Origin of the sequence: Kitasatospora sp. NPDC048715 (assembly GCF_043198905.1) — a bacterium.
Lineage (GTDB): Bacteria > Actinomycetota > Actinomycetes > Streptomycetales > Streptomycetaceae > Kitasatospora > Kitasatospora lactacystinica.
Map to the genome: position 1 here is coordinate 127,561 of NZ_JBICVH010000002.1, position 26,688 is coordinate 154,248.

At 74.9% G+C, this 26,688-nt stretch carries 23 protein-coding genes and 1 pseudogene; 10 read left to right on the plus strand and 14 right to left on the minus strand.

Annotated elements, in window-relative coordinates; genetic code table 11:
* The first annotated feature begins 10 nt into the window (after nt 1-10).
* The 6 genes from ACGFSC_RS04585 to ACGFSC_RS04610 all read left to right on the plus strand — a co-directional run bounded on the left by ACGFSC_RS04585 (nt 11) and on the right by ACGFSC_RS04610 (nt 5,467).
* Entirely contained in the window at nt 11-214 is a 204-nt protein-coding gene (locus ACGFSC_RS04585; RefSeq protein ID WP_359903885.1) for an MbtH family NRPS accessory protein, read from the plus strand.
* Nucleotides 215-363: 149 nt separating this feature from the next.
* On the plus strand, nt 364-876 hold the full coding sequence (locus tag ACGFSC_RS04590) for a GNAT family N-acetyltransferase (protein WP_359903882.1): 513 nt from the start codon (nt 364-366) through the stop codon (nt 874-876).
* A gap of 430 nt (nt 877-1,306) precedes the next feature.
* Nucleotides 1,307-2,572, plus strand: coding sequence for a molybdopterin-dependent oxidoreductase (locus ACGFSC_RS04595; protein WP_359903879.1), 1,266 nt, complete (start codon nt 1,307-1,309; stop codon nt 2,570-2,572).
* A 47-nt stretch (nt 2,573-2,619) separates the two neighbouring features.
* Nucleotides 2,620-3,057 carry a hypothetical protein gene (locus ACGFSC_RS04600; RefSeq protein ID WP_380351073.1) on the plus strand — a complete coding sequence of 146 codons (438 nt, stop codon included), beginning with the start codon at nt 2,620-2,622 and terminating at the stop codon, nt 3,055-3,057.
* 122 nt (nt 3,058-3,179) lie between these two features.
* Nucleotides 3,180-4,034, plus strand: coding sequence for an S-methyl-5'-thioadenosine phosphorylase (locus ACGFSC_RS04605; RefSeq protein WP_359903873.1), 855 nt, complete (start codon nt 3,180-3,182; stop codon nt 4,032-4,034).
* 65 nt (nt 4,035-4,099) lie between these two features.
* The gene (locus ACGFSC_RS04610; protein ID WP_359903871.1) at nt 4,100-5,467 is read left to right on the plus strand and encodes a hypothetical protein; all 1,368 of its coding nucleotides are present in this window, start codon (nt 4,100-4,102) and stop codon (nt 5,465-5,467) included.
* A 67-nt stretch (nt 5,468-5,534) separates the two neighbouring features.
* On the opposite strand, the gene ACGFSC_RS04615 is transcribed toward ACGFSC_RS04610, so the two are convergent.
* The 9 genes and pseudogenes from ACGFSC_RS04615 to ACGFSC_RS04655 form a co-directional block, all read right to left on the minus strand.
* Entirely contained in the window at nt 5,535-6,209 is a 675-nt protein-coding gene (locus ACGFSC_RS04615) for an SAM-dependent methyltransferase (RefSeq protein ID WP_359903868.1), read from the minus strand.
* Nucleotides 6,206-6,733 carry a DUF2064 domain-containing protein gene (locus ACGFSC_RS04620; protein ID WP_359903915.1) on the minus strand — a complete coding sequence of 176 codons (528 nt, stop codon included), beginning with the start codon at nt 6,731-6,733 and terminating at the stop codon, nt 6,206-6,208. Before ACGFSC_RS04620 ends, ACGFSC_RS04615 begins: the two co-directional genes overlap by 4 nt.
* Before the next feature lie 99 nt (nt 6,734-6,832).
* Nucleotides 6,833-7,555, minus strand: a pseudogene (locus ACGFSC_RS04625) (glycosyltransferase family 2 protein); the annotation flags it as partial.
* Nucleotides 7,556-7,686: 131 nt separating this feature from the next.
* Nucleotides 7,687-8,742 (minus strand): NAD-dependent epimerase/dehydratase family protein, encoded by a 1,056-nt coding sequence (locus ACGFSC_RS04630; protein WP_359903865.1) that lies wholly within the window; start codon nt 8,740-8,742, stop codon nt 7,687-7,689.
* Nucleotides 8,743-8,997: 255 nt separating this feature from the next.
* On the minus strand, nt 8,998-10,017 hold the full coding sequence (locus ACGFSC_RS04635) for an ABC transporter ATP-binding protein (RefSeq protein WP_359903862.1): 1,020 nt from the start codon (nt 10,015-10,017) through the stop codon (nt 8,998-9,000).
* Nucleotides 10,014-11,072: an ABC transporter ATP-binding protein gene (locus ACGFSC_RS04640; RefSeq protein ID WP_359903859.1), complete on the minus strand. Its 1,059-nt coding sequence runs from the start codon at nt 11,070-11,072 to the stop codon at nt 10,014-10,016. The genes ACGFSC_RS04635 and ACGFSC_RS04640 overlap by 4 nt, the downstream gene beginning before the upstream one ends.
* On the minus strand, nt 11,069-12,034 hold the full coding sequence (locus tag ACGFSC_RS04645) for an ABC transporter permease (protein ID WP_359903857.1): 966 nt from the start codon (nt 12,032-12,034) through the stop codon (nt 11,069-11,071). The genes ACGFSC_RS04640 and ACGFSC_RS04645 overlap by 4 nt, the downstream gene beginning before the upstream one ends.
* Nucleotides 12,021-12,989, minus strand: a complete 969-nt coding sequence (locus tag ACGFSC_RS04650; protein ID WP_359903854.1) for an ABC transporter permease — start codon at nt 12,987-12,989, stop codon at nt 12,021-12,023. The genes ACGFSC_RS04645 and ACGFSC_RS04650 overlap by 14 nt, the downstream gene beginning before the upstream one ends.
* Complete coding sequence (locus tag ACGFSC_RS04655) at nt 12,986-14,545, minus strand: ABC transporter substrate-binding protein (protein WP_359903851.1); 1,560 nt, start codon at nt 14,543-14,545, stop codon at nt 12,986-12,988. Before ACGFSC_RS04655 ends, ACGFSC_RS04650 begins: the two co-directional genes overlap by 4 nt.
* Nucleotides 14,546-14,845: 300 nt before the next feature.
* Here ACGFSC_RS04655 and ACGFSC_RS04660 point away from each other — a divergent pair, with 300 nt between their 5' ends.
* The 4 genes from ACGFSC_RS04660 (at nt 14,846) to ACGFSC_RS04675 (ending at nt 18,976) form a co-directional block, all read left to right on the plus strand.
* A complete protein-coding gene (locus ACGFSC_RS04660) occupies nt 14,846-15,457 on the plus strand; it encodes a TetR family transcriptional regulator (RefSeq protein WP_359903848.1) in 612 nt (203 codons plus the stop codon).
* Nucleotides 15,458-15,667: 210 nt separating this feature from the next.
* A complete protein-coding gene (locus tag ACGFSC_RS04665; protein WP_359903845.1) occupies nt 15,668-16,486 on the plus strand; it encodes a tyrosine-protein phosphatase in 819 nt (272 codons plus the stop codon).
* Nucleotides 16,483-18,270 carry a glycoside hydrolase family 3 N-terminal domain-containing protein gene (locus tag ACGFSC_RS04670; RefSeq protein ID WP_359903842.1) on the plus strand — a complete coding sequence of 596 codons (1,788 nt, stop codon included), beginning with the start codon at nt 16,483-16,485 and terminating at the stop codon, nt 18,268-18,270. Before ACGFSC_RS04665 ends, ACGFSC_RS04670 begins: the two co-directional genes overlap by 4 nt.
* A 199-nt stretch (nt 18,271-18,469) precedes the next feature.
* Complete coding sequence (locus ACGFSC_RS04675; RefSeq protein WP_359903839.1) at nt 18,470-18,976, plus strand: diadenosine tetraphosphate hydrolase; 507 nt, start codon at nt 18,470-18,472, stop codon at nt 18,974-18,976.
* A 387-nt stretch (nt 18,977-19,363) separates the two neighbouring features.
* Here ACGFSC_RS04675 and ACGFSC_RS04680 read toward each other — a convergent pair whose 3' ends face one another.
* From ACGFSC_RS04680 to ACGFSC_RS04700, 5 genes are all read right to left on the minus strand, one after another.
* Nucleotides 19,364-20,704, minus strand: coding sequence for a serine/threonine-protein kinase (locus ACGFSC_RS04680; protein ID WP_359903837.1), 1,341 nt, complete (start codon nt 20,702-20,704; stop codon nt 19,364-19,366).
* A 12-nt stretch (nt 20,705-20,716) separates the two neighbouring features.
* Entirely contained in the window at nt 20,717-21,478 is a 762-nt protein-coding gene (locus ACGFSC_RS04685; RefSeq protein ID WP_359903834.1) for a serine/threonine protein kinase, read from the minus strand.
* Nucleotides 21,479-21,618: 140 nt separating this feature from the next.
* On the minus strand, nt 21,619-23,661 hold the full coding sequence (locus ACGFSC_RS04690; protein WP_392862435.1) for a glycosyl hydrolase family 32: 2,043 nt from the start codon (nt 23,659-23,661) through the stop codon (nt 21,619-21,621).
* Between the two features lie 30 nt (nt 23,662-23,691).
* A complete protein-coding gene (locus ACGFSC_RS04695) occupies nt 23,692-25,080 on the minus strand; it encodes a hypothetical protein (protein ID WP_359897903.1) in 1,389 nt (462 codons plus the stop codon).
* A gap of 59 nt (nt 25,081-25,139) precedes the next feature.
* Nucleotides 25,140-26,678: a peptidoglycan DD-metalloendopeptidase family protein gene (locus ACGFSC_RS04700; protein ID WP_359897898.1), complete on the minus strand. Its 1,539-nt coding sequence runs from the start codon at nt 26,676-26,678 to the stop codon at nt 25,140-25,142.
* Between the last annotated feature and the right edge of the window lie 10 nt (nt 26,679-26,688).

Below are 26,688 nucleotides of genomic sequence, written 5' to 3' on the forward strand. Positions count from 1 at the left end.
GGAGCCCGACATGGACGAGAACACCCGCTACCAGGTGCTGCGCAACGACGAGGAGCAGTACTCCCTCTGGCCCGCCGACCTCGACGTCCCGGCCGGCTGGCAGCCCGTCGGGACCGAGGGCACCGAGGCCGAGTGCACCGCCTACGTCGACGAGGTGTGGACCGACATGCGCCCGAAGAGCCTGCGCGATCGCATGGAGAACGCCGGAGCCTGACCGGCCGCACGGACGGGGCCGCCGGTCGCGCCGCGCCGACCGGCCCCGTCCCGGCCACCGCGCCACCCACCACCGCGCCACTCCACCACTTCACCGCTGAACGACCGCACCACCGAGCCGCCGCACCACCACGACCCGAGGAGAGCACCATGACCCCTCCGTTGCGCACCGAGCACCTGGACTTCATCCCCTACCGGCCCGAGGACGAGGACGCCTTCGTCTCCCTGCTGCGCAACGCGGACGTGTGCCGCTGGATGGGCCAGGACCTCGTGCCCGAGCCGGACATCCGCACGCTGTTCCGCGCGATCCTGACCGACGTCTACCCGCAGAACCTCTTCGACATCTGGGGCCTCTGGCTGGACGGGGCGTACGCGGGCCACGCCGAGGTCAAGCGCACCGGGAACGTCGACGGCCACGAGCTGGTCACCGCGCTCGCCCCGGAGTTCTGGGGCCGCGGCCTGGGCGCCGAGGCGGTGCGCGGCCTGATCCGCTACGCCGGTGACGAGCTGGGCCTCAAGGAGGTCTACGGCATGGTCGGCGCCGAGAACACCCCGAGCCTGACGATGAGCCACCGGCTCGGCTTCCGGCACCTGCGCGACGTCGTCGGCGACGACGGCTCGGTGACGAAGCTGCTGGCCATCTCCACCACCGACGAGGCCTGACCCCGGCCGCCCCCGCCGGCTCGGTACCCGGGACCGCGGCAGGGACGGGATACCTCCGCCCGGGTGATGTTGCCGCCCCGCGTGTCCGGCCTTGCGGTGAAGTCCGTGCGCTGCTGGTTTGCTGTCCGGCGGGGTTCCGACGGTGCGGCTCTCGTTCCGGCGGCCCAGGCCGGGCGCGGTCGCCGTCTCTCCTCACAACGGGAGGCCGGTGAGCCCGCCCGTTCACGGACGGTTCCGGAGCTGGAGGTGACGGGTGGTCGGGGCCCGACAAGGGGGCGGACCGCCCGGGGAGGACCCCGCGCGGGGCCGGGGCGGCACAAGGGTGCGGGATCTGCCCGGGCGCGGTGCCAGGAGGCTGCGCGGGGCGGCCCGAACCGTCGGCCGGTCCCTCGCCTCGGCCGGCGCGGCCCTCGCCGCCCGGGCCGGTCGGATGCCCCCTCCACCCGGCCCGTTCCGCCGGGGGTTCTGGCGCAGCCCGATCCGCGGGCCGTGGCTCACCTCCGTGTTCGGGTTCGTCCTGCTCGCCGGGATCCCGGTGCTGTTCGTGACCGGGGCGCTGTCCTACGCCGCGTACAACCCCGGCCTCGGCCGGCTCAACGACCAGACGCCGGAGAAGGGGCTGCTGGGCTTCTACCTCTTCGACTGGCCCACCGATCCGTCCTGGCTGTACCGGCTCACCCAAGGCGTGCACGTGACGCTCGGCGTCGTGCTGGTTCCGGTGCTGCTGGCCAAGCTGTGGTCGGTGATCCCGAAGCTCTTCACCTGGCCGCCCGTCCGCAGCGCCGCGAACGTGCTGGAGCGGCTGTCGCTGCTGATGCTCGTCGGCGGCGCCGTGTTCGAGTTCGTGACCGGGATCCTCAACATCCAGCTGCACTACGTCTTTCCGGGATCCTTCTACCCGCTGCACTTCTACGGTGCGTGGGTGTTCATCGCGGCCTTCGCCGTCCACGTGGTCCTCAAGCTGGGCAGCGCGAGCCGTGCCCTGCGGTCGCGTCCGCTGCTGGCGGAGCTGCGGACCGGGCTCGCGGCGACCGGGCCGGAGCCCTCCGACGGCGGGGGCCTGGTGGCGGCCTCGCCGGCCGTGCCGACGACCTCCCGGCGCGGTGCGCTCGCCCTGGTGGGAGGCGGCTCGCTCGTCCTGTTCGCGGTGACGGCCGGGCAGAGCCTGGGCGGCAGCCTCCGCGCGACCGCGCTCCTGGCGCCGCACAACCGGGCCCCCGAGCAGGGCCCGAACGGTTTCCAGATCAACAAGACCGCCGCCGCCGTCGGGATCACCCCGCAGCTCGTCGGGCCCGACTGGCGCCTCGAACTGCACGGCACCGCGGGGCCGTTGGTCCTCACCCGGGAGCAGTTGCTGGCCATGCCGCAGCGGTCGGCCCGGCTGCCGATCGCCTGCGTGGAGGGCTGGTCCACCGAGGACCAGCTGTGGAGCGGACTGCGGCTGGCCGACCTGGCGGCCCTGGCCGGCCTGCCCGGTGCGGCCGAGGTGCTGGTGGAGTCGGTCCAACCACCCGGCCCCTTCACCTCGGTGCTGCTGCGGGGCAACCAGATCCGCGACCTCCGGTCCCTCCTGGCCCTGCACGTCAACGGAGTCGACCTGTCGCTCGACCACGGCTTCCCGGCCCGGATCATCGTCCCCGCCAACCCCGGTGTGAACAACACCAAGTGGGTCGGCCGACTCACCTTCAGGGCGTGACCGTGGCCCGACCCGCCCGCCTCACCCGCTGGTACGGCGCAGGGCCGATGCACCTGCTCGTGCTGCTCGCCTCGTTCGCGCTCACCGGTTACGCCGCCGAGCGGCTGGTGTCCGACCGGGCCCTCGCGGTGGTGGTCTGGTTCGTCGGCGGGGCCCTCGTCCACGACCTGGTCCTGCTGCCGCTCTACTCGCTCGCCGACCTCTCCGCCCGGTCCGTCCTGCGCCACCGCCACGAGCGGGCTCCGACCGTCGAGTGGATCAACTACCTGCGGGTACCGGTCGTCCTGTCCGGCCTCCTGCTGCTCGTCTGGTTCCCCCTCGTCCTGAACCTGTCCGAGCCGTACCCGGGGGCCACCGGGCTGTCGGAGGAGGTCTACCTCGGCCGGTGGCTCGCCGTCAGCGGAGTCCTGTTCGGCGCGGCGGCCGTCGCCCTCGCGCTCAAGCTCCGCCGCGTCGGCCGATCCCGACGGTCCGCGCCCGGGTGAGCGGCGGGCCGGCCCGTACCGGTGGTGCGGGGTTCGTGAACCGTAAGAACGGATGTCGAGACCCGAGGCCCGCTGGTTCCCGCAGTGGCCGGAACGGTCTCGCCGAGAGAGAGGTGGAACACATGACGCCACGTGGAGACGCGCCGCGGGCCGAGGTCGGTGTGATCGGCGGCTCGGGCTTGTACGCGCTGCTGGACGAGGTGACCGAGGTGCGGGTCGACACGCCGTACGGGCCGCCGAGCGACGCGCTGTTCCTGGGCGAGGTGGCCGGTCGCCGGGTCGCCTTCCTGCCCCGGCACGGGCGCGGGCACACGCTGCCGCCGCACCGGATCGACTACCGGGCCAACCTCTGGGCGCTGCACGCGCTGGGGGTGCGGCAGGTGTTCGGACCGTGCGCGGTGGGCGGGCTGCGGCCGGAGTACGGGCCCGGCACGCTGCTGGTGCCGGACCAGTTCGTGGACCGGACCGCGGGCCGGGTGCAGACCTTCTACGACGGGCGGCCGCTGCCGGACGGCTCCGTCCCCGAGGTGGTGCACGTGCCGATGGCCGACCCGTACTGCCCGGCGGGGCGGCGGGCGGCCCTGGACGCCGCCGCCGCGGCGGCCTGGGGGCCGGTGGACGGCGGCACCCTGGTGGTGATCGAGGGGCCGCGCTTCTCGACCCGCGCCGAGTCCCGCTGGTTCTCCGCGAACGGCTGGTCGGTGGTCGGCATGACCGGGCACCCGGAGGCCGCGCTGGCGCGTGAACTAGGCCTCTGCTACAGCACGTTGGCGCTCGTCACCGATCACGACGCCGGAGTCGTGGCAGGCGAGGGCGTCACCCAGGCCGAGGTGCTGAAGGTCTTCGCGGGCAACGTCGACCGGCTGCGCACGGTGCTGTTCAAGGCGATCGAGCTGCTGCCCGTCGACCGGGACTGCGTCTGCTCGCACGCCCTGGACGGTCTCACCACCGGCCTTCCGGGCGTCCCCGGAGCCTGACCGGACCGCGAACGGCGGCGCCGCCGGTCCTCGGTGACGGGCCACCGCGGTGGCAGGGTGGGCGCGTGCTCACCCGACGCCTCCTGCCCTGTGTCCTCGCCCTCGCCGCGCTGACGGCGGCCCTGGCACTGACCGTGACCGGCGGCGGGACGCTCGCCGACCGGGCGCCGCTGTACGGCTGGTACGCCCTCGACGCGGCGCTGTTCACCCTCGCGCTCGTCCTGCTCCGCGGGGTGGGCGACCGTCACGTGGTGCCGCTCGTCCTGGCCGGGAGCGTCGCCGTCGCCGCCGTGGGGCTGTTGGCGCCACCGCGCACCAGCGACGACGCCTACCGGTACGTGTGGGACGGCCGCGTCCAGGCGGCCGGCACCTCGCCCTACGCGCGCACCCCGGACGACCCGGCGCTGGCCCGGTTGCGCGATCCGGGCCTGTTCCCGGCGGGTGACGGCTGCGCGGGGTGGGACGAGCGGCGGACCGCGGACGGCGACTGCACCCGGATCAACCGGCCCGCCGTGCACACCATCTACCCGCCGGTCGCGGAGGCGTGGTTCCTCGCCGTGCACCCGTTCGGCGGCGGCGTCCGCGGTGTGCAGGCCGCAGGGGCCGTGCTGGCCGTGGCCACCACCGGCGCACTGCTGGCGGCACGGCGGGGCGGCCGACGCGCCGCGCTGTGGGGCTGGTGCCCCGGAGTGACGGTGTGGGCGGTCAACGACGCGCACGTCGACACCCTCGGTGCGCTCCTGATGGTGGCCGGACTGGGCTTCTCCGCCCGTCGCCGGGCCGGTGCCGGCGGCGCCCTGCTCGGCGCGGCGGTCGCGACCAAGCTGCTGCCGGCGCTCGCCCTGCCCGGAGCACTCTCCGGGCTGCTGGCCCGGCGTCCGACCAGGTCCGACGTGCTGCTGCTCGCAGTGGCCCTCGGGACGTTCGTGGCGGTCTATCTGCCCTACCTCGTCGCCTCCGGGCCCGGTGTGCTGGGGTACCTGCCCGGATACCTGCGCGAGGAGGGGTACGAGCAGGGGCACCTCGACCGGTTCGGCCTCCTGCGGATCGTCGTCGCCGACCGGTGGGCCCCGTGGGCGGCCGTGCTGGTGCTGGCGGTGGTGGCGCTGTGGGTGCTGCTGCGCGGCGATCCCGGCCGTCCGTGGCGCGGCGCCCTGCTGGTGACCGGAACGGCGCTGCTGGTCGTCGCGCCGAGCTACCCCTGGTACGGCCTGCTGGTGGTGGCCCTGGTCGCGCTCGACGGGCGGTGGGAGTGGCTGGCCGTTCCGGCGGCCGGACAGGCGCTCTACCTCGTCGGCGGGGCGGACGCCCAACGGTCCTCGTACGCGGTCGCGCTGGCCTGTGTGCTCGCGGTGCCGACGGCCCGTGGGCTGTCCCGCGCCGTACCGCCGCGGCCGGCGGGCGGCCCGGCGCCGGGGACGACGAAGGCCTGACCGGCCGCCGACGCTCCGAGGCGCGTGGCGCACCGCCGACCCGGAGGGGGCGGGTCGAAGCGCCCCGTCATACGAGTGTGCCGGCGGAGGACTTGCGGAGGGCGAGGAACCGCCGTCCGTGGGAGGTCCAGCGTTCGGTCTCGACGAGCCCGGCCCGGCGGGCCCGCCGGGTGACCGCCCCGGCGCCGCACCGGGCCCAGGCGAACGCCGGACCGAGGCGGCCGTCGGAACCCTCGACCCGTACGGTGATCCGTTCGTCGAGCTCCCACGGCTCGACCTCGACCAGCAGGACGCCGTCCGGTGCCAGGAGTTCGGCGCCGCGGCGCAGCAGCACGGCCGGGTCGCCGCCGATGCCGAGGTTGCCGTCCGCGAGCAGCGCACCGCCCCAGCGGCCCTCGGCGGGCAGCCGGTCGAACACGGACCGGCACAGGGCGGGGCCTCCGAGGTGGCGGGTCCGTTCCACCGCCGCCCCGGTGACGTCGACTCCCAGGGCCGGGACACCGAGGGCCAGCAGGGCGGCCACGAGCCGGCCGGGTCCGCAGCCCAGGTCCACCACCGGGGCGGCCAGGCCCACGCAGCGCCGCAGCAGGCTGTGGTCGCCTCCGGCGGCGGGGGCGCACCACCGTTCGACGTCGAGTGCGATGCGCGAGCCGTCCTCCTGGCGCAGCCACAGGGGGCCGCGTCCGGCGCGTACGGCCTCGGCGAACGGGTCGTCGATCCAGGCGGCGGCCGGGGCGGTCATCCGGCGAACTCCGGGGCGGTGTCGATCGTGCGCAGGCGCACGGCGAACCCGGTGTGCGGCGCTTCGGCCGCGACGCGGCGGGCGTCCTGGATGGTGTCCACGTCGGTCATCACCGGGAGGTGGCGGACCGTCAGGCGCTCGGCCGCGAGGCGGTCGAGCAGGACGGCGCCGGTGCGGGAGGTGGACATCGGCACCCCCCGGAGCAGGCGTCGGGCCAGCCGCTCGGTGGGGTGGGCCAGGCCGAGGGCCCAGAAGCCGCCGTCGGCCGCCGGGCCGTACCAGGCGTCCGCACCGGCGCGGTGGGCCGGGGAGAGCGACTCGGCGAGGACGGCCGGGTCCAGCTGCGGGGTGTCCATGCCGACCAGCAGGGCGGGTGATCCCGGAGCCCGCCGGGCAGCGTGGGCGAAGGCCGCCGCGAGCCGCTCGTCGAGCCCGCCGCCGCACTGCGGGACGACGTCCCAACCGGGCGGCAGCCACGGACCGGCGTCCCCGTCGAGGACGAGCAGCCGCCGGCCGGCCGGCATCCGGTCGAGAGCGGCGAGGGTGTCGACGAGGGCGGCCCGGGCCAGCGCCGCCGCCTGCCCCGGACTGCACGGCGGGGTGAGACGTGTCTTCACCCGGCCCGGAACCGGCGCCTTGGCGATGACCAGCAGGGTGGGCGGCGGTGCGGCCAGCACGGCCCGCATGTCGCGTACGGCCTGACGGGTGCCGCGCACGGTCCCGGTGACCTTGGAGCGGCCGGAGCGCGGCAGGTAGTCGACGTCGGTCTCGGTGATCCGCATCCCGGCCGCCGAGGCGGCGAGCACCATTTCGAGCGGATAGCCGGAGCGGCGGTCGCCCAGCCCGAGGGCGATCAGCCGCTCCCGCCGGGCGGCCCGCATCGGTCCGAGGTCGTGCAGCGGCGCCCCGGTGAGGGCGCGCAGCCGGCGGGCGAGGACGGTGTTGGCGAGCCGGGCGTGCACCGGCCAGGCGCCGGCGGTCGCGGGACGGCGGCGGCCGAGCACGAGGTCCGCCGTGCCGGCCGCCACGGGACCGGCGACGCGGGGCAGTTGGGCCGGATCGAGCGAACCGTCGCAGTCCATGAAGCAGACCAGTCCGGCGGTCGCGGCGAGCAGACCGGCGTGGCAGGCGGCGCCGAAACCGCGCCGGGGCTCCTCGACGACGGTGGCGCCCAGCGACCGGGCCAACTCCGCCGAGCCGTCGCGCGAACCGTTGTCGACGACGATCGCGCGCCAGCCGTCCGGGACACGGCCGAGCACCCACGGCAGGGCCGCGGACTCGTCCAGACAGGGGAGGACGACATCGGCGACGGGGACGGGATGGAGGGGAGAAGTCACGCCGGTCACGCTAACCGCAGCCCGGCCCGCCGAGGCCGAACCGCGCCTTGCGGAGGTGCCACGTCGGCGAGGCTCGACCCGTCCGGGGGAGCGGACGGGATCCGGCGGCACCCGCGCACGGCTGACGCCGCGCGCCGGTCTCACGCCCGCTGCGGCGCGGCGGCGAACTCCAGCATCCCGTCGGCGAAGGAGACCCGGGCCCGCCACGTGAGTTCCGTCCGGATCCGGGCCGAGTCCGCGGTGATGTGGCGGACGTCGCCGAGCCGGTACTCGCCGGTCACCACCGGCGTCGGCCCACCGTGGGCGGCGGCCAGCGCCCGTGCCATCTCCCCGACCGTACGGACCTCGCCGCTGCCCACGTTGTAGGCCCGGGTACTGCCCGGCGGGCGGTCGCCGAGCGCCGCCAGCGCGGAGAGGTTCGCGGCGGCGACGTCCGCCACGTGGACGAAGTCCCGGCGCTGCCCGCCGTCCTCGAACACCCTGGGCGATTCGCCCCGGGCCAGGGCCGAGCGGAAGAGCGACGCCACTCCGGCGTACGGAGTGTCCCGCGGCATCCCGGGGCCGTAGACGTTGTGGTAGCGCAGGGTCAGGGCACGGCCCGCACAGGCGCGGGTCCAGGCGGAGACCAGGTGCTCCTGGGCGAGCTTCGTCGCCGCGTACACGCTGCGCGGGTCCGTCGGTGCGTCCTCCGTCACCAGGCAGGGCTGGAGTTCGGCACCGCAGCGCGGGCACGGCGGCTCGAACCGGCCGGCGTCCAGTTCGTCCGGGCGCCGTGGACCGGGTGCGACGTCCCCGTGCAGCCGGCAGCGGTAGCGACCCTCGCCGTAGACCACCATGGACCCGGCGAGGACGAGGCCGCGCACGCCCGAGTGCGCCATCGCGGCGAGCAGCACCGCCGTTCCCAGATCGTTGCAGCCCGCGTAGGCGGGCGCGTCGTCGAGGTCCGTCCCCAAGCCGACCATGGCCGCCTGGTGGCAGACCGCGTCCACTCCGGCCAGCGCCCGCTCGACCGTCGCCCGGTCCCGTACGTCCCCGTGCCGGAAGTCCACCGCCGCGGGCAACTCGGGTGGCATCCCCGAGGGATGGACGGCGGGAAGCAGCGCGTCCAGGACACGGACCTCGTGGCCCGCCGCCACGAGGCCCCGGACGACCGCCGAACCGATGAACCCGGCGCCGCCGGTGACCAGAATCCTCATGACCGGTGACGCTACCGGGCCCCGACCGCGGAACGGCCGAAGGCGGTGGCCGCGTCATGCCTCGGTCAGGGGTTCGGCCGCGCCGCCGTTGTCGGGCGGCCGACCGGGGCCGGTGCGTCCGTGCGGGCTGCGACACCTCCGGGGGAGTGCCGTCGCCGCGCGCTCGCACCCGTCGGCCGTTCGGCGTCGCGGGCGGGTCGGCCGGGGCCGTCCCGGTGCCTGATCGGGCGGCGGTCGGGCCGCACGCCAGGCCGGTCAGGCCTCCGCGGCGCCGACCAGCGGGCGGTGGCAGGCCACCGTGCGGCCGGGCGCCACCTCCCGCGGCCGGGGCTCCTCGGTGGCGCAGCGGCTGTCCGCCAGCGGGCAGCGGGTGCGGAAGCGGCAGCCGCTGGGCGGGGCGAGGGGGGAGGGCGGGTCGGCGGGGAGCAGGCCGGTGTCGCGCAGCGGGCGGCCGGGTTCGGGGACGGCGGCGAGCAGGGCGGCGGTGTAGGGGTGGGCCGGGGCGGCGAGGACGGCCTCGGTGGGGCCGCGTTCGCAGATGCGGCCGAGCTGGAGCACGGCCACCTCGTCGCTCACCGCCCGGACCACGCCGAGGTCGTGGGAGATGAAGAGGCCGGCCAGTCCGCGCTCCTCGGTGAGGTCGCGCAGCAGGTTGAGCACGGTGGCCTGGGCCGAGACGTCGAGGGCGGAGACCGCCTCGTCGGCGATCAGGACGCGCGGCCCGGCGGCCAGCGCCCGGGCGATGGCGACCCGCTGGGCCTGTCCGCCGGAGAGCTGGTGGGGCCGGCGGTCGCCGAACAGGGCGGGCGGCAGGCCGACGGCCTCCAGCTGCCGGGTGACGATCTCCTCGCGGTCGCGGGCCGGGCCGGGGTGGGCGTCGAGGGGTTCGGCGACGAGGTCGCGGACCCGGCGGCGCGGGTTGAGGGAGGAGAGCGGGTCCTGGAAGACCATCTGGAGACGGGGCCGGACCGCCCGCAGGGCCCGCGGGGAGAGCGTGGCGAGGTCGGTGCCGTCGAGGGTGACGGTGCCGGTGGTGGGCGGGGGCAGCCGCAGCAGGGCCTTGGCGATGCTGCTCTTGCCGGAGCCGGACTCGCCGACCAGGGCGAGGGTGCGGCGCGGATACAGGGCCAGGTCGACGCCGCTGACGGCGTGCAGCGGGCCGGAGCGGGTGCGGTGGACGACGCCGAGGCCGGTGGCCTCCAGGACGGCCGTACCGGCGTCGGCAGTTCCGGCGCCGGCGGTGTCGGGGGCGACGGTTTCGGGGGTGGTGGTCATGCCGCGGACTCCAGTTCCTCGGGAGCGGTGGGGTCGGCCGCGGTGAGCGGGAAGTGGCAGTCGACGGTGTGTCCGTCCGCCCCGTCCGCCCCGTCCGCCCCGTCCGCCCCGTCCGCCGCCGTGCGGGTGGGCGGCGGGGTCGTCGTGCACAGCTCCGTCGCCCGCTCGCAGCGCGGCGCGAAGGGGCAGCCGGGGATGGGCCGGGTGAGGTCGGGCGGTGAGCCGGGGATGGCGGGCAGGGTGCGGCGCAGCGGGCCGGTGACCCGCGGGACGGAGCGCAGCAGCGCCGCCGTGTAGGGGTGCCGGGGGTGCCGGGTGACGGCCTCGGTGGGGCCGGTCTCGACGATCCGGCCGCCGTACATGACGGCGATGCGGCGGGCCCGCCCGTACAGCAGGCCGATGTCGTGGGTGATCAGCAGGGTGGCCAGGCCCCGGTCGACCCGGTGCTGGTCGAGCAGGTCGAGGACGGTGCGCTGGACGGTGACGTCGAGGGCGGTGGTGGGTTCGTCGGCGAGCAGCAGGGCGGGTTCGCCGGCCAGGGCGGCGGCGATGCCGACGCGCTGGCGCAGGCCGCCGGAGAGCTCGTGCGGGTGGGCGCGGGCCCGCCGGGCGGGGTCGGGGACGTCGACGGCGGCGAGCAACTCGGCGGCGGTGCGCAGCCGTTCGCGCCGGGACAGGCGGCGCCGGTTGGTGATCGACTCGGTGACCTGGTCGGCGATCCGGACGACCGGGTTGAGCGAGGTCATCGGATCCTGGTGGACCATGGCGATGCCGGTGCCGAGCAGTTCGGCGCGCCGGGCGGGGGTGGCGGCGAGCAGGTCCTCGCCGTTCAGCCGGATCTCGCCGGTGGCGACGGCCCGGGTGGTGCGCGACCCGACGCCGAGGACGGTGCGGGCGAGCACGGACTTGCCGGAGCCGGACTCGCCGACCACGCCGAGGCACTCGCCGGCCGCGATGGTGAGGCTGACGCCGTGCAGGACGTGCAGGCTCCGCCCGTCGGGGGTGTGCAGGACGGTATCCAGCGAGCGGACGTCGAGGACGGGGGCGGAGGTCATCCGCGCGCTCCCTTCGTGGCGGTGGGCTTCGCAGCGGCGGACTTGGCTGCGGTGGGCCTGGCTGCGGCGGGAGCACCCGAACGCAGGTGCTCCCCGAGGTAGTTGAGGGCGAGGACGGTCAGGCAGAGCACCGCCGCGGGTGCCAGCGAGATCCACGGCGCGCTGCCGAGGGTGGTGCGGCCCTCGGCGATGATGCCGCCCCAGGAGGGCTCCGGCGGGCGCAGCCCGAAGCCGAGGAAGCTGAGCGAGCCCTCGGCGACGATGGCGACGGTGGTGGCGGTGAAGGCGAAGGTGAGCGCGATCGGCAGGACGTGCGGGACGATCTCGCGGCGCAGGATGCGCAGCGGGGCGGTGCCGATCATGCGGGCGGCCTGGACGAAGCCGCGCTCGGCGAGCGAGAGCACGACGGCGCGCACCACCCGGGTGAAGTGCGGGACGGTGAACAGCCCGATCAGGCCGCCGATGACGGTGAGGCCGGGGCCGCGCATCGAGACCACGATCATCACCAGGATCAGGCTGGGCACGGACATCAGCAGGTCGGTCGCGAAGCCGATGGCCTTGTCGACCGGGCCGCGGAACCAGCCGGCGGCGAGGCCGAGCGCGCCGCCGCCGAGCAGCCCGACCAGGACGGTCAGGGCGGCGACGGTGAAGGAGGCGCGGGCGCCGGCGACGGTGCGCTGCAGGATGTCCCGCCCGGAGCCGTCGGTGCCCAGCCAGTGGCCGGGGCCGGGGGCGGCGGAGGGGTGGGCGAAGTCGCCGTGCAGCGGGTCGAAGCCGGGCAGCAGGGGCAGCAGCAGGGCGGCGAGGGCGACCACGGCCAGCCAGGCCGCGGCGGCGAGCACGCCGGCCGGCGGGCGGCGGCGGGCGGTGGGGGTCCCGGCGGTGGCGGCGGTGTCGGTGGCGCTCTTGACGGTCCCGGCGGCGCTCTCGACGGTCACGGTGGTGGTCTCAGCGGTGCTCATGGGCGATCCTCGGGTCGATCGTGCGGTACAGCAGGTCGACCGCGAAGGTGGCCGCGACCACGGCGACGGCGCTGACCACCACCACGGCCTGGACGACCGGGAAGTCCCGGCCGGCGATGGCCCCGGAGACCAGGCTGCCGACGCCGGGCACCGCGAACAGCGACTCGACCAGCACCGAGCCGCCCAGCGAGGTCCCGATGCCGATCCCGATCAGCGTCACCAGCGGCAGGCTGGACGGCCGCAGGGCGCGGCGCAGCAGCAGCCGGGTGGTGCCCATGCCGCGGCTGCGGGCGGCGGCGATGTACGGCTGGTCGAGGGTGTCGAGCAGCTGCCCGCGCAGGGTGCGGGTGAACACGGCGGCCTCGGTGAGGCCGAGGGTGAGGGCGGGCAGCACCAGGTGGCGCAGGTTCTCGGCCGGGTTCTCGGTGAACGGGGTCCAGCCGGTGGCGGGCAGGACGCGCAGCTGGACGGCGGCGATCCAGATGAGCAGCAGGCCGAGGGCGAAGCCGGGCACGGCGAGCCAGCCGAAGGTGGCGGTGGTGGCGAGCCTGTCGAAGGTGCCGCCGGGCCGCCAGGCGGAGAGCAGGGCGACGGGCACGGCCAGGCAGAGCGCCACCAGCTGGGCGGCGAGGAAGAGTTCGAGGGTGACGGGGACGCGGTCGGCGAGTTCTCCGGTGACGGCCGCTCCGGTGGACAGCGAGTGGCCGAGGTCGCCGTGCAGGGCGTCGCCGATCCACTGCCAGGTGGCGGCGAGCACGTTGCGGTCCAGGCCGAGCCCGGCCTCGTAGGCGGAGATCTGCTCGGGGGTGGCGGTGGGGCCGAGGGCGGCGACGGCGGGGGAGCCGGGCATCAGGTGGGGCAGGGCGAGCGCGCCGACGGTGACCAGCAGCAGGACGGCCGCGGCGCGGCCGAGCTGCCCGCCGTACCGCAGGGCGGTCCGGGCGCCGGGGGTCACCGCTTCACCCACAGGGTGGCGGGGGAGACGTTGAGGACGGTGCGCCTGGACAGGTCGGGCAGTCCGCCGACCTTGGCGGTGCCGAGGAAGCCGACGGTGTTCTCGGTGAGGAAGACCATCGGCGCCTCGCCGACGACCCGTGCTGCAGCCTGGCCGTAGGCGGCCGAGCGCTTGGCCGGGTCGGTCGAGGCACGGCCCTCGGTGATCGCCTTCTGGGCCTCGGGGTCCGACCAACTCATGAAGTTGTACGGCGAGTTCGGCAGGTAGAGGCTGCTGAGCGCGGTGTCGGTGTCGCCGAACATGCTGGTGATGAAGTCCATCACCTGGAACTTGCGCTGGAGCATCGCGGTGCCCAGGCCCGCGTTGTCGAGCGGCTTGACGGTCATCCTGATCCCGGCCTCGCCGAGCATCTGCTGGAGCACGGTGGCGCGCTGCTGGGCCTCGGGGCGGCTGTCGACGAGGTACTCGAAGGCGAGGTCGGGGTGGCCGGCCTCGGCCAGCAGGGCACGGGACTTGGCCGGGTCGTGGGCCGGGTAACCGGCGGCGGTGCGGTACGGGGAGCGGGAGCCGATCGGGCCGTCCGCGACGGAACCCTGACCGAGGAAGACGACCTTCTCCAGGGCCTCGCGGTCGATCGCGTACTGCACCGCCCGGCGGACCCGGACGTCGTCGAAGGGCGCGGCCTTGGTGTTGAACAGCACGGTGCTGGTGGAGCCGGGCCCGGTGGCGGTGCGCAGCCCGTCGGCGGCGGCCTGCTTGAGCTGGCTGGGCGTCTCGGTCCAGATCAGGTCGGTGTCGCCGGAGCGCAGCGACTGGTAGCGGCTGTCGGTGTCGGGCAGCACCCGGTAGACGAGCTTGTCGGCGTGGCCCTTGGCGCCCCAGTACGCGGGATTGCGGGTCAGGGTGACGGAGACTCCGGGCTGCACGCTCTCCACCGTGTACGGGCCGGAGCCGACGGCGGGGGAGTCGCCGGACGGGGCCTCGGAGACGTAGCCGAGCGAGCGGGTGAACAGGTTCGGGAAGGCGGCGTCGGGCGCCTTGAGGGTGAAGGCGACGGTGGTCGGGCCGGTGACGGCGGTGGAGCCGATGGCGGCCGCGTCGAGGGCGCAGGCGCACTTGCTCTCCGGCTTGGCGAGCCGGGTGACGTGGTCGGCGACGGCCTGGGCGTCGAGCGGCTTGCCGTCGCTGAACGTCACGCCCTCGCGCAGGTCGAGGGTCCAGACCGTGGCGTCCGCGTTGGGGGTGAAGGACTTGGCGAGGTACGGCTGGACGGTGCCGTTGTCGCCGTTGACCATCAGCGGGTCGTACAGGGCGTTGGCGAGGACCATCATCGGCATCTGGATCAGCGTTCCGTCGGCCGGGTCGAGCTTGGCGAACGGCCGGTCCAGGCCGATCTTGAGCGTGCCGCCGTCCACGGCCGGCCCGTCGGCCGCCGCTCCGGTGTTCCCGGCGGCGGCTCCGGTGCCGGACAGGGCGTCGTCGGAGGCGGAGCAGGCGGTGAGCGTGAGCGCGGCCGTGCAGGCCGCGGCTACCAGGAGGTGGGTGTGCCGCTTCATGGTTCCTCGGTTCGGGGGGTGCGGGGCGGCCAGGGGGAGTGCGGCCGCCGACGTCCACACCATTTCGGAAGTGGCAGTACTGCCAAAAGGCAGTTGTGCAAACTTCGGATGACGAAACCCGGAAGAGTCGGCTCCCGCCTTGAGCGAGCACGGTCGGACGTGATTCGGTACTGACAGCCGCCCCCTCGGCGGCCCCACCGACGCCCGGACCGGGCACTCGCCCGGGACCGGAACAGACCGACTCGGAACCGACTCGGGCCGGCTCGGACACCCAACTCACCGAACAGGAGCGGAAGAACGATGCAGGGGACGGACACCGCGGCGGAGCCGGGCATGCGCGACCGCAAGAAGGCGCGCACCCGCGACAGCATCCGCTCCGCGGCGCTCGACCTCTTCGAGGAGCAGGGCTACGAACGCACCACCGTGGACCAGATCTGCCGCCGCGCCGACGTCGCCCACCGCACCTTCTTCCGCTACTACCCGGCCAAGGAAGCCCTGCTGTTCGGCTGGGACTTCGGTCACGTCGTCCTCGACGCCTTCGCCGCCGCCCCCGCCGAACTCCCGCTCTGGGCCGCGCTCGAACACGCGCTGACCGTCACCGGCGGACAGCTGGAGGAGCCCGTCGAGCACACCGAGCGCCGCCGGCGGCTGCGCAGGGGCCTGCTCGAAGTGCACTCCGTCCACAACTACGCCCTGGTCGTCATCGACGCCTTCATCGAACACACCGTCACCATCGCCACCGAGCGGCTCGGCACCGACCCGGACACCGACCCGGAGACCGATCTGCGCCCGACCGCGTTCGGCGCGATGTTCGGCGGCATGGTGCGGCGCCACATCCTGATCGGCCAGGAGAGCGGCACGCTGGCCGGCTGGGTCAAGGCCTACCGGGACGTGCTCGCCGCGGCGGGCTGACCCGAGCCCCGTCACCGCTTCCGTTCCCGTCCCCGGGCGTGCCGCCGGCCGCCCGGACGGCACCGCACGCCCAACTCCCCCCTCCGCACCCCCACGTCACCCCTCGCGCGGTGCTGCCGCGCGCCTTCGCCACACCCTTCGCCACACCCTTCGCCACACCCTTCGTCACGCCCCTCGCAAGACCCTTCGCACATCCCGAAAGGCCCCCGCATGTCCCTGGTCAACTTCCGCGACCCCGCCGTGCTCGCCGACCCCGCGAGCCGCTGGATCCGTCCCGGCACCCTGTTCCGCTCCGCCCAGCCCTTCCCCGCCGCCGACGCGGACGTCGTCGCCCAGCTGCGCGAGCACGGCGTCACCACCGTCGTCGACCTCCGGGGCGAGGCCGAGAGCAGCCCCGAGGACTGGGCCGCCGCCGAGGCCGCCGGCATCGCCGTCGTCGCCGCCCGGATCGAGCCCACCAACGACGAACTGGCCCAGGCCATGCGGACCATGACCACCGCCGCGGACCTCGGCGCCTTCTACCTGCTGATGGCCGAGTCCGCGCCGCAGGCCCTGGCCGCCGCCGTCGAGGCCACCGCCCGCCCCGGCGGGGTGCTGGTGCACTGCGCCGCAGGCAAGGACCGCACCGGGCTGCTCACCGCGCTGCTGCTGGAACTGCTCGGGGTGCCCGCCGAGGAGATCGTCGCCGACTACGCCCGCACCAACGAGGCGATCCAGCAGATCTGGGCCGGGCTCGCCGACCGCAACCGCGCCGCTCTCAACGAGGTCGAGGCCGGCCGACTGGTCGTCCCCGCCCCGCTGCTGGAGGCCCCCGCCGGAGCGATGAGCGCCTTCCTCGACCTGGTCCGCACCAAGCACGGCGGCGCCGCCGCCTTCCTGGCCGTCTGCGGGGTCACCGCGGAAACCCTGGACGCCTTCCACGCCAAGGCCACCGCGGGTACCGAGGCCGCCGCCGGTGCCGCGACCACGGCCCGCACCGCGAACGCCGTCCGTACCGCCGTGTCGAACGCCGCCGAGGTGACGGCATGACGACGACCCTGCTGCACCACACCGACGGCACGCCCTTCCGGGACCTCAACCACAACGGCACCATGGAGCCCTACGAGGACCCGCGGCTGCCCGTCGAGGAGCGGGTCGAGGACCTCCTCGGCCGGATGACCGTGGAGGAGAAGGCCGCGCTGATGCTGCACGGCCGGATGCTCCCCGGCGAGCACCCGCCGTTCCCCTCCGGCGCCGACCTGATCACCGAACGCGGCCTCACCCACTTCGCCATGATGGCCGTCCCCGACCCGCGCGCGATGGCCGCGTGGAACAACCACGTCCAGGACCTCGCCGCGGCCGCCCGGCTGGGCATCCCGGTCACCCTCTCCTCCGACCCCCGGCACGGCTTCACCGCCAACCCGGCCACCGCCCACACCGGCGGCGGCTTCAGCACCGGCCCCGAGCCGATCGGCCTCGCCGCCACCGACGACCCCGAACTGGTGCGCCGCTACGCCGACCTGATCCGCCGCGAGCTGTGCGCCGTCGGCATCCGGGTCGCCATCCACCCGATGGCCGACCTCGCCACCGAGCCCCGCTGGGCCCGGATCAGCGGCACCTTCGGGGAGGACCCGGAGCGCGCCTCGCGCATGATCACCGCCTACATCGAGGGCCTCCAGGGCGAGCGGATCGGCCCGGACAGCGTCGCCTGCATGACCAAGCACTTCCCCGGCGGCGGCCCGCAGGCCGGCGGCGAGGACTCGCACTTCGCCGCGGGGCGCCGACTGGTCTACCCCGGTGGCGAGTTGGAGACCCACCTGCGCCCCTTCGAGGCGGCCTTCGCCGCGGGCACCGCGCAGATCATGCCCGCCTACGCGATCCCCTCCGGCAGCGGCCTCGCCGAGGTCGGCGCCAACTTCAACCGGGACGTCATCACCGGCCTGCTGCGCGGGCGTTACGGCTTCGACGGCGTGGTCTGCACCGACTTCAACGCCATCACCGGCATGAGCGTCCCCGGCGTGGTCACCCTGCCGCCGCGGCACTGGGGCGTCGAGGAGCTGTCCGTCGCCGAGCAGGTCGTGCTCACCCTCGACGCGGGCGCCGACCAGCTCGGCGGCGAGACCGACCCGGAGCTGATCCTGGCCGCCGTCCGCTCCGGCGCCGTCACCGAGGCCCGGCTCGACGAGTCGGCCCGCCGCATCCTGCGCGACAAGTTCCGCCTCGGCCTCTTCGACGACCCGTACGTCGACGTGGAGGCCGCCGCCGAACTGGTCGGCACCCCGGAGGGCCGGGCGCTCGGCCGCGAGGTCCAGCGCCGCTCCGTGGTCCACCTGGCCGGCGAGCCGCGTACGGCCACCGCCGCCACCCGGCTCTACGTCGAGGGCGTCGACCCGCAGGTCGCCGCCGGGTACGGCACCCTCGTCGAGCAACCCGAGCAGGCCGACCTTGCCGTCGTCCGCCTCGCCACCCCGTACGAGCGGCGCGAGGGCATGCTCGAACAGCACTTCCACAGCGGTTCGCTGGAGTTCGAGGCGGCCGAGGTCGAGCGGCTCACCGCCCTGGCCGCCGCCGTCCCCACGGTCTTCGCCGCCCAGCTGGAACGGCCCGCCGTCCTCACCCCGCTGGCCCCGCACGCGGCCCTGCTGATCGGGGAGTTCGGCGCCGCGGACGAGGTCGTCCTGGACGCCGCCCTCGGCCGCGCCCCGATGACCGCGACCCTCCCGTTCGACCTGCCCGCCTCCGACGCCGCCGTCGCCGCCTCCCGCGAGGACGTCCCCTTCGACACCCGCGCCCCGCTCTTCCGCCACGGCCACCGCGCCCCCGCCGGAAGCTGACCCACCCCGCCCCGGGGAGCGCCCCCGGGGCGGGCCCTCGTATGCCGGCGCTCGGTCAGCAGCGTCGAGTCCCTTCCGATCCCGGCCGACGCCGAGGTTCACCTCGGCCGGATGCGAACATGGCACGGAGCCGGGTGAGCGACCGGCGACCATCATTCGGCCGGGCCTGCCCGGTCACGCTTGTACGGGGTGCGGTGTCATGGCGAAGGACTGGCGGGGCGACAGGATCGGCAGCGCGCTGAAAGGCACGAACCCCACGGTGCTCCGGCGGCTCGACGCCGGCTTCGCGGTGATCGGCGACGTGCAGTTCCTGCCCGGCTACTCGGTCCTGCTGGTGGACGAGCCCGGTGTGCAGCGGCTGTCCGATCTCCCGCGCGGCAAACGAACGGCTTTCCTGGCGGACATGGACCGGCTGGGTGAGGCCGTGGAGCGGGTCTGCCGGCGGCTGGACCCGGAGTTCCGGCGCGTGAACCTGGAGATCCTCGGCAACACCGACAGCTTCCTGCACGCGCACGTGTGGCCGCGGTTCGAATGGGAGAGCCCGGAGCTCGTCCGCCGCCCGGTGTGGCTGTATCCCGCGGAGAACTGGCGCGATCCCGCGAGCGCGCTCGGACCGGAGCACGACGGACTGCGGGAGGCGATCGGGCGCGAGCTCGACGGCTTGTCCGCGCCGGCGGGACGTCCGGAGGACAGGGGACGAGCGTGAGATCCAACCCTGGGACCGACGGCATGCCGCTGGGCGACGAGCGGTGGCCGTGAGTCGCCGACACGGCAGAGCGCACCGCAGCACGCTTCGACCCGCCGGCCCGGCCGCCGCCGGCCCTCGTCGCTCCGGCCCGCGTCGCCGGCCCCGGCCACTTCTCCGCGGCGGGCGAGAGTGAGTGCCGCGGCTGTCCGTTCGGGGGTCGCGAAGTCCGGATCGTGGCAGAGGGTACGCTCCGCGAGCTGCGCGTTCCCCTTGGTGGGGCGCAGAAGCAGCCGCCAGAGCAGCGGCGGGTCGAGGATGCGCAGCGCCCGGGTGACCTCGCGGCCGAAGCCGGCGCTATTGAGCTTCGGGGTGTCCCTGCGCGGACGGTAGCCGCGCCGGCGGCGGTCACAGGCAGCGGAGCAGCGCCGGACGGTCCCTGGTGCGGACGGCGGGGAGCCAGGCGGTGGTGGGTCCCGGCAGGCGGATGCGGTACCAGAGGGTGGAGACGAGGTCCTCCTCGTTGATGACGGGGAGGCCGGTCGGGAGTTGGCAGTCGGCGTCGAGGGTGTCGTTGTGCCAGACCCGCACGGGGACGACGTTGTCGGCGGTGTAGGGGCGCAGGGGGTCGACGGCGAGGCCGAGGCTGCACTGGGGGTCGCGGTCGGTGCGGTCCTGACAGCCGCGTTCGGTGTTGAAGACCCGGATGTGGGCGGGCTGTCCGGACGGTCCCGGGTGCGGCCAGAGGGCAGTGCCGGTGACGGCGACCGTGGCGCAGGAGGCCAGGGCCAGCAGAGCGGTGCGAGGGCGAGGGGTCGGGCGGCGCGCGCGCCGGCCGGGGCGGTGGGCGCGGATGCGGGCGAGCAGGCTCTCGGCGGTGTGCGGGGCGCGGGCGGCGTGGGTGGGGGCGAGACAGTCGGCGGCCAGGGCGCGCCAGAACGGGGGGACGGCGGCGGCCAGCCGCAGGGCGGCGCGGCCTTCCGCGTACTGCTGGGTGGCGGCGCAGCGGGCGGCGGAGGTGGCGCCGGGGAACGGCCGGCCGCCGGCGGCGAAGACCTCGTGGATCACGATGCCGAGCGCCCAGATGTCAGCGGTGGTACGGACTTTGACGCCGTGTTCGCCGAGTGGTTCCTTCCAGCGTTCCGGCGGGAGGTAGTCGGGGGTGCCCATCGGGGAGCCGTGGCCGTGGGTGCCGGTGAGTTCGATGGCGAGGCCGAAGTCGGAGAGGCGGACCTCTCCGTCCGCGCCGATGAGGACGTTCTCCGGCTTGAGGTCGGTGTGGACCCAGCCGGAGCGGTGCAGGTGGGCCAGGCCCTCGCAGATGCCGGTGACGATCCTGGCGCCGTCGGCCTCGTCGATGCCGATGGCGAGCAGGTCGCGCAGGGTGCACCGGGCGCGTTCCATGACCAGGACGATCGCGCCGTCGAGCGAGGGCTGGTCAGGGGCGGCCAGGACGATGGCATCGAGCAGCCGCACCAGCCGGGGGTGCGGGGCGGTACGGCCCAACTCGGCTTCGCGCCGGGCGGCTTCGGCGACCTGGCGGGCCTGGCGGGGCGCGAGTCCGGCGGTCAGCAGCACCTTGAGGGCGACCGTGTCATCCGCCCCGCCCCCGCCGTCGGCCCGGTGGGCGGCGTATACCGTCGCCCAGCCGCCCTCACCGATCAGCCCGGTGACGGTCCACTCTCCGACCCGGTGGCCGGTCGGCAGTAGTTCCTCGCCGTCCCCGGGGAAGGCCGGGTTCTGCGGCATGGCCGGCCCTCCCTACCGTCCGGACCGGCCGGGTCCGGGGTCCGGCAGGAGCACGAGGTGCTCCTCGCGGACGATGCCGAACTTCAGGGCGAGCCCCACCACGGCCTCGCGTTTGCCGCCGCGGCGGTCCGCGCGGTCGCCGTCGGGCAGGTCGATGCGGAGCTTCTCGGCGGCGAGATAGTCGAGGTGCGAGCTGACCGCGCGGGCGGTGAGGCGGGCGCAGGAGGGGTGGCCGTGCAACCGCGCGACCACCTGCGGGGTGGTGGGCACGGTGGCGAGGGAGTGGTCGCGCAGCCATGGTTCGCAGAGCGCGACCAGGACCAGGAAGTAGGTGGCGGTCTCGTCCAGCGAGTACGCCGTCATGGTGCGGCTCTCCCAGGAGCCGCCGCGGGCGTCCAGGTCCAGGTAGACGTGGTCGGGCGCGAACACCTGGAAGGACAGCGGGGTTTCCCGCCGGGAGGGCAGCACCACCCGGGAGAACTCGAAGGGGATCGGCGCGCCGACCCGCCGTGGCGGCACCCGCAGGTATTCGCCGGCGCCCTCCGGGTTCTCCACCAGGTAGGCGTGGGAGTTGCTGAGGTTGCTCAACTGCCAGTGGTCGTCGGTCGCGTGGATCTCACCGGCCAGCCGGGAGACCGACTCGTCGCCGAGGCGCAGTTCCACCGGCCTGTGAGCGGAGCCGCGGCCGAAGCGCGCCCGCTCTCCCGGACCGAGTCGTAAGGTCACCGTGTCGCCGCCGTTCCCCGCCGGCAGGTGGACGACAATCCCGCGCACTGCTCCTCCGTCCCGCGCACCGCTCCCCGTGTCGCGCGCCGACTCTTGCCGGACGGACGAACGGTACCTCTTCGCGTACGACAATAAACCGGAGCGGCAGGCTACTTGACAAGGTGGAAGCGGAGTGCACGGGTGTTCGGTCAGAGCATCGGCGCCCCCGGACGCAGCGGTGCCACCGGGCGGTCGCCGAAGGCGGCCCACGGTCGCCAGCCGCCGCCGGGACGGTCCTGAACGCGGGTGCGCAGCCGGCCGTCCTCGGTCACCGCGAAGACGTGCAGCCGTCCGGTGGAGTCGGCCGCGGCCGAGGGCGGCGCGGCGAGCACCGGGCCGGGCTCGCCGAAGTCCTCGCCGAACACGCCCGCAGGCTCCCAGGCTCCTGCGGGCGCCGACTGCCAGCGGTGGGCCAGCCGCTCGCCGCCGGGGGAGAGGGAGAAGGCCTCCAACCGGCCGTCCGCGCCGGCGATCGTCAGTGGCGCCGCGGTGGACCAGCCGAGCAGCGGCTGCCAGGCGTCCCAGCCGCCGCTGGGCACCGACTGGCGGCGCTGGAAGGCGGCCGTGCCGGAGGGGGCGATCGCGGTGACGTTCAGCCGCCCGGTGCCGTCGCGGGACACCCGCGGCGAGGCCCCGGCGGGCGTCCCGAAGCGTTCCCATGCGGACCAGGCGCCGCCGGCCGAGGTCTGCCAGCGGTGCAGCAGCGCCGCGCCGCCGGGCGCGAGCACGAACACCTCCAGCCGGCCGTCGGCGTTGGCGGCGACGACCGGCGGAGCGCCCACCGGGCCGCTGAAGCCCGCGTCCCAGTCGTCCCAGCCGGTGGAGCCGGGCGAGGCCTGGCGGCGGCGGGCGATCAGGGCACCGTCGGGGGCGAGGGCGAAGACCTCCAGCCGGCCGTCGGCGTTCCGGGCGACGGCGGGGGCGGCGCCGGCCGGGCCGCCGAAGACCTCCCAGTCCGACCAGCCGCCGTCCGTCCGCTGGACGCGGTGGTGCAGGTCGGTGCCGTCGGGGGCGAGCGAGAACACCTCCAGTCGGCCGTCGGCGTTGCGGCCCAGCACGGGCACCGCGCCGGCGGGCGTCCCGAACACCTCCCAGTCCGACCAGGTGTCGGATTCCGGGTCGGTCTGGACACGGCGCAGCATCGACCGGTCGGCCGCGTCGAGGGCGAACACGTTCAGCCGGCCCTGGACGTCCGGGGCGGCGACCGGGTTGTCCGGGCTCTGCCAGGGCGGCGGGGTGGACCGCCAGTCCAGCGGCGCCAGGTACAGGCCGCGGCGGAACCAGCCGGCGGCGCTCGCCCACCACTGCTGCCCGTCGGTGACCACCTCCACGGCGTGGCCCGGCACATGGCCGGCGCGGTCGTCGAGGGAGAAGCGGAACGGGTCGCGGGAGGCGAGGACGTCGGTGCCCTCGTAGCCGTTGCGCGGTCCGAGGAACAGGTAGTACCAGCCGTCCCGGGCCACCACGAAGGGCGACTCGGTGATCGAGACGCCGTCCGCGGCGGTGGCCGCGTCGGCGAAGGCCACGCCGGGCTCGCTCCAGGTCAGCAGCCCGGTGGAGCGCCGGTAGCAGACCTGGTGGTGCCCGCCGGGGGCGGACAGCTCGGTGTAGTACATCACCCACTGGTCGCCGATCCGCAGCACCATCGGATCGCGGGTGGCGGTCCCGCGGAACAGCGGCCCGGACGGCAGCCTGGTCCAGGTGGACAGGTCGGTGGAGGTGGCGGCGTTGATCGCCGCCCCGGTGTGCCCGCCCGCCGCGTAGAACATCCAGTGGACGCCGTCCGACTCGACGACGTGCGGGGCCCACAGGTGCTCCTCGCCGAAGTACGAGGGGTCGACGGTCAGCGCGTCCGGGTGGCTGCTCCACGGCCCGGACGGGGAGGGCGCCGAGGCGTGCGCGAGCGACACCTCGGCCGAACTGTCGGGCGCCTGCCCGGGTGGCGCGCTGTCGCCGACGATGCTGAACAGGTGCCAGCGCCCGTCGGCCTGGACCACGGTGTGGTCGTTGAGGTAGCGGCGGCGCGCGGTGGAGGGGTCGTGGACGTGGGCGAACGGGCCGGCGCCGACCCACAGGTGGGGCGGTTCCGCGGCGCCGGTGGATGCCGCTGAGGCGGTGCGGCCCGAGAGCGGGAGCACGAGTGCTCCCGCTCCGGCCGCCCGCAGCAGGCCGCGCCTGCTGATCGGGTGCATCGCTGTTGCTCCAGGGGGTTACCGGCGTGGTCAGCCGACGGCGGGTCCGTGGGTGGTGTTCAGCCAGGCCCATTCGGACCAGGTGGAGAAGCCGGTCTGCCACTTGTGGTGGATCCCGTCGGTGTTGGAGCCGAACACCTCGATCCGGCCGTCGGCGTTGTTCGCCGCGCCGATCTCGGTGCCGCCGGTGCCGAAGGTGTCCCACTGGCCGTACGGGGCGTTCAGGCCGGTCTGCCAGATGTGCTGGGCGGTGCTGCCGTTGATGGCGAACACCTCCACCCGGCCGTCCGGCGAACGTCCACTGGTCAGCCGGGAGTCGGCGGGGCCGCCGGTGGCTTCCCAGCCGGACCAACTGGTGGGGTCGGTCTGGTACTTGTGGTAGACGCCGGCGGGTCCGGAGGCGAAGACTTCGAGGCGGCCGTCCTGGTTGTGGCTGACGGTGAGGTCGTGGCCGCCGGTGCCGAAGTCGTCCCAGGCGGACCAGGTGCCGTTGACGGCGGTCTGCCACTGGTGCTGGAAGGTGGTGCCGTTGAGGGCGAACACTTCCAGGCGGCCGTCGGGGGCCTTGCCGAGTTCGATCTCGCTGTTGGCGGGGCCTCCGCCGGTGGCCTCCCAGCCGGACCAGCCGCCGTTGGGTGCGGTCTGGTAGCGGTGGAAGACGCCGACCGGGCCCGAGGCGAAGACTTCGAGTCGGCCGTCCTGGTTCGCGCCGACCGCGATGTCGTGGCCTCCGGTGCCGAAGTCCTCCCAGCCGGACCAGGCGCCGGAGGGCTGGAGCTGGTAGCGGTGCTGGAGGGTGGAGCCGTTGATGGCGAACACCTCCAGTCGGCCGTCGGCGTTGGGGCCGATGGCGAGTTCCGCGCCGGCGGGGCCGCTGAGGTCCTCCCACTCCGACCAGGCGCCGTTGATCGCGGTCTGCCAGGCGTGCGAGATGCCGTTCGCGCCGGCGGCGAACACTTCGAGGCGTCCGTCCGCGGACCGGGCCGAGACCACCCGGCCGGACTCCGCCGGATACTCCAGCGGCGCGGGGCCGGGCTCGTGGTGGCCGAGCCGGTCCACGGCGGCCCGTGCCTCGTCCATGTGCCGCAGGTGCGCGCCCGCGCTGTAGGTCGACCACTGGTGCCAGTCGAGGCCGCCGTTGGAGATCTTGTAGGCCGCGTCGGCGTTGCACTGGGCGTCGTAGGCGCACGCGTCGGAGACCTCGCTGTGCCAGTGGTCGTTGATCTCCCACAGGCCGCGGTCGGTGGAGGTGTCCGGGGTGTTGCCCTGGGTGTTGGAGGCCAGCGGGTTGCAGCTGGACTCGGCGAGGCCGACGGCGATCGCGGTCACCAGGGCTTCGCCCCGGAAGCCCGCCCGGTAGCCGACCTCGGCGCACAGGTCGCTGCCGGTGGCGGCCGGCGCGGAGGGGGCGGCGACCATCAGGCCCGCCGTCACGCCCAGCGCGGCGAGCGTGGACAGCAGGGTGCGTTGCGCTCTGGTCACGTGAGGGCTCCTTGGCCGACGGCGGGTCCGTGGGTGGTGTTCAGCCAGGCCCATTCGGACCAGGTGGAGAAGCCGGTCTGCCACTTGTGGTGGATCCCGTCGGTGTTGGAGCCGAACACCTCGATCCGGCCGTCGGCGTTGGTGGCGGCGCCGATCTCGGTGCCGCCGGTGCCGAAGGTGTCCCACTGGCCGTACGGGGCGTTCAGGCCGGTCTGCCAGATGTGCTGGGCGGTGCTGGCGTTGATGGCGAACACCTCCACCCGGCCGTCCGCGGTCTGCTGGCTGGTGAGCCGGGAGTCGGCGGGGCCGCCGGTGGCTTCCCAGCCGGACCAACTGGTGGGGTCGGTCTGGTACTTGTGGTAGACGCCGGCGGGTCCGGAGGCGAAGGCTTCGAGTCGGCCGTCCTGGTTGTGGCTGACGGTGAGGTCGTGGCCTCCGGTGCCGAAGTCGTCCCAGGCGGACCAGGTGCCGTTGACGGCGGTCTGCCACTGGTGCTGGAAGGTGGTGCCGTTGAGGGCGAAGGCTTCGAGTCGGCCGTCGGGGGCCTTGCCGAGTTCGATCTCGCTGTTGGCGGGGCCTCCGCCGGTGGCCTCCCAGCCGGACCAGCCGCTGTTGGGTGCGGTCTGGTAGCGGTGGAAGACGCCGACCGGGCCGGAGGCGAAGACTTCGAGCCGGCCGTCGGCGTTGGGGCCGACGGCGATGTCGTGGCCTCCGGTGCCGAAGTCCTCCCAGCCGGACCAGGCGCCGGAGGGCTGGAGCTGGTAGCGGTGCTGGAGGGTGGAGCCGTTGATCGCGAACACCTCCAGTCGGCCGTCGGCGTTGGGGCCGATGGCGAGTTCCGCGCCGGCGGGGCCGCCGAGGTCCTCCCACTCCGACCAGGCGCCGTTGATCGCGGTCTGCCAGGCGTGCGAGACGCCGTTCGCGCCGGCCGCGAACACTTCGAGGCGTCCGTCCGCGGACCGGGCCGAGACCACCCGGCCGGACTCCGCCGGATACACCAGCGGGGCCGGGCGGGGGCCGCTTCCGGGGACACAGGGCACGGTGACGCCGCGCTCCGCGAGATAGGGCTCCGGGTCCGTGCGCATGGACGCGTTCGGGTCGGCCCAGACCCGCAGGTGCAGGTGCGGGCCCGTGGAGTTGCCCTCGCTGCCCATCAGCGCGATCTGCTGGCCGGCCGTCACGTCGTCGCCCTCGAACACGTCCCGCCGCTGCATGTGCCCGTACTCGGTGATGGTCCCGTCCGGATGCAGGATGCGGATCCACTGGCCGTAGTCGGGCGTCGTGCCGGAGAGGACGACCCTGCCGTCGCCGGCCGCGTAGATCGGGGTGCCGTAGTCGTTGGCGATGTCGATGCCGTTGTGCTCCTGGGAGTAGTGCTGGGAGATCTGACCGCGGGCCGGGCAGGCCGCCGCGAACCCGGCGGCCAGGGCGGGAGCGGCCAGCGTGGGAGCGGCCGCGGCGGGAGCGGCCGGCACGGTGAGCGGCAGCAGCAGGGCGGCCGCGGCCCGGGCCGACCACGAGGTGAGGGAGACCATCGAAGTGCCC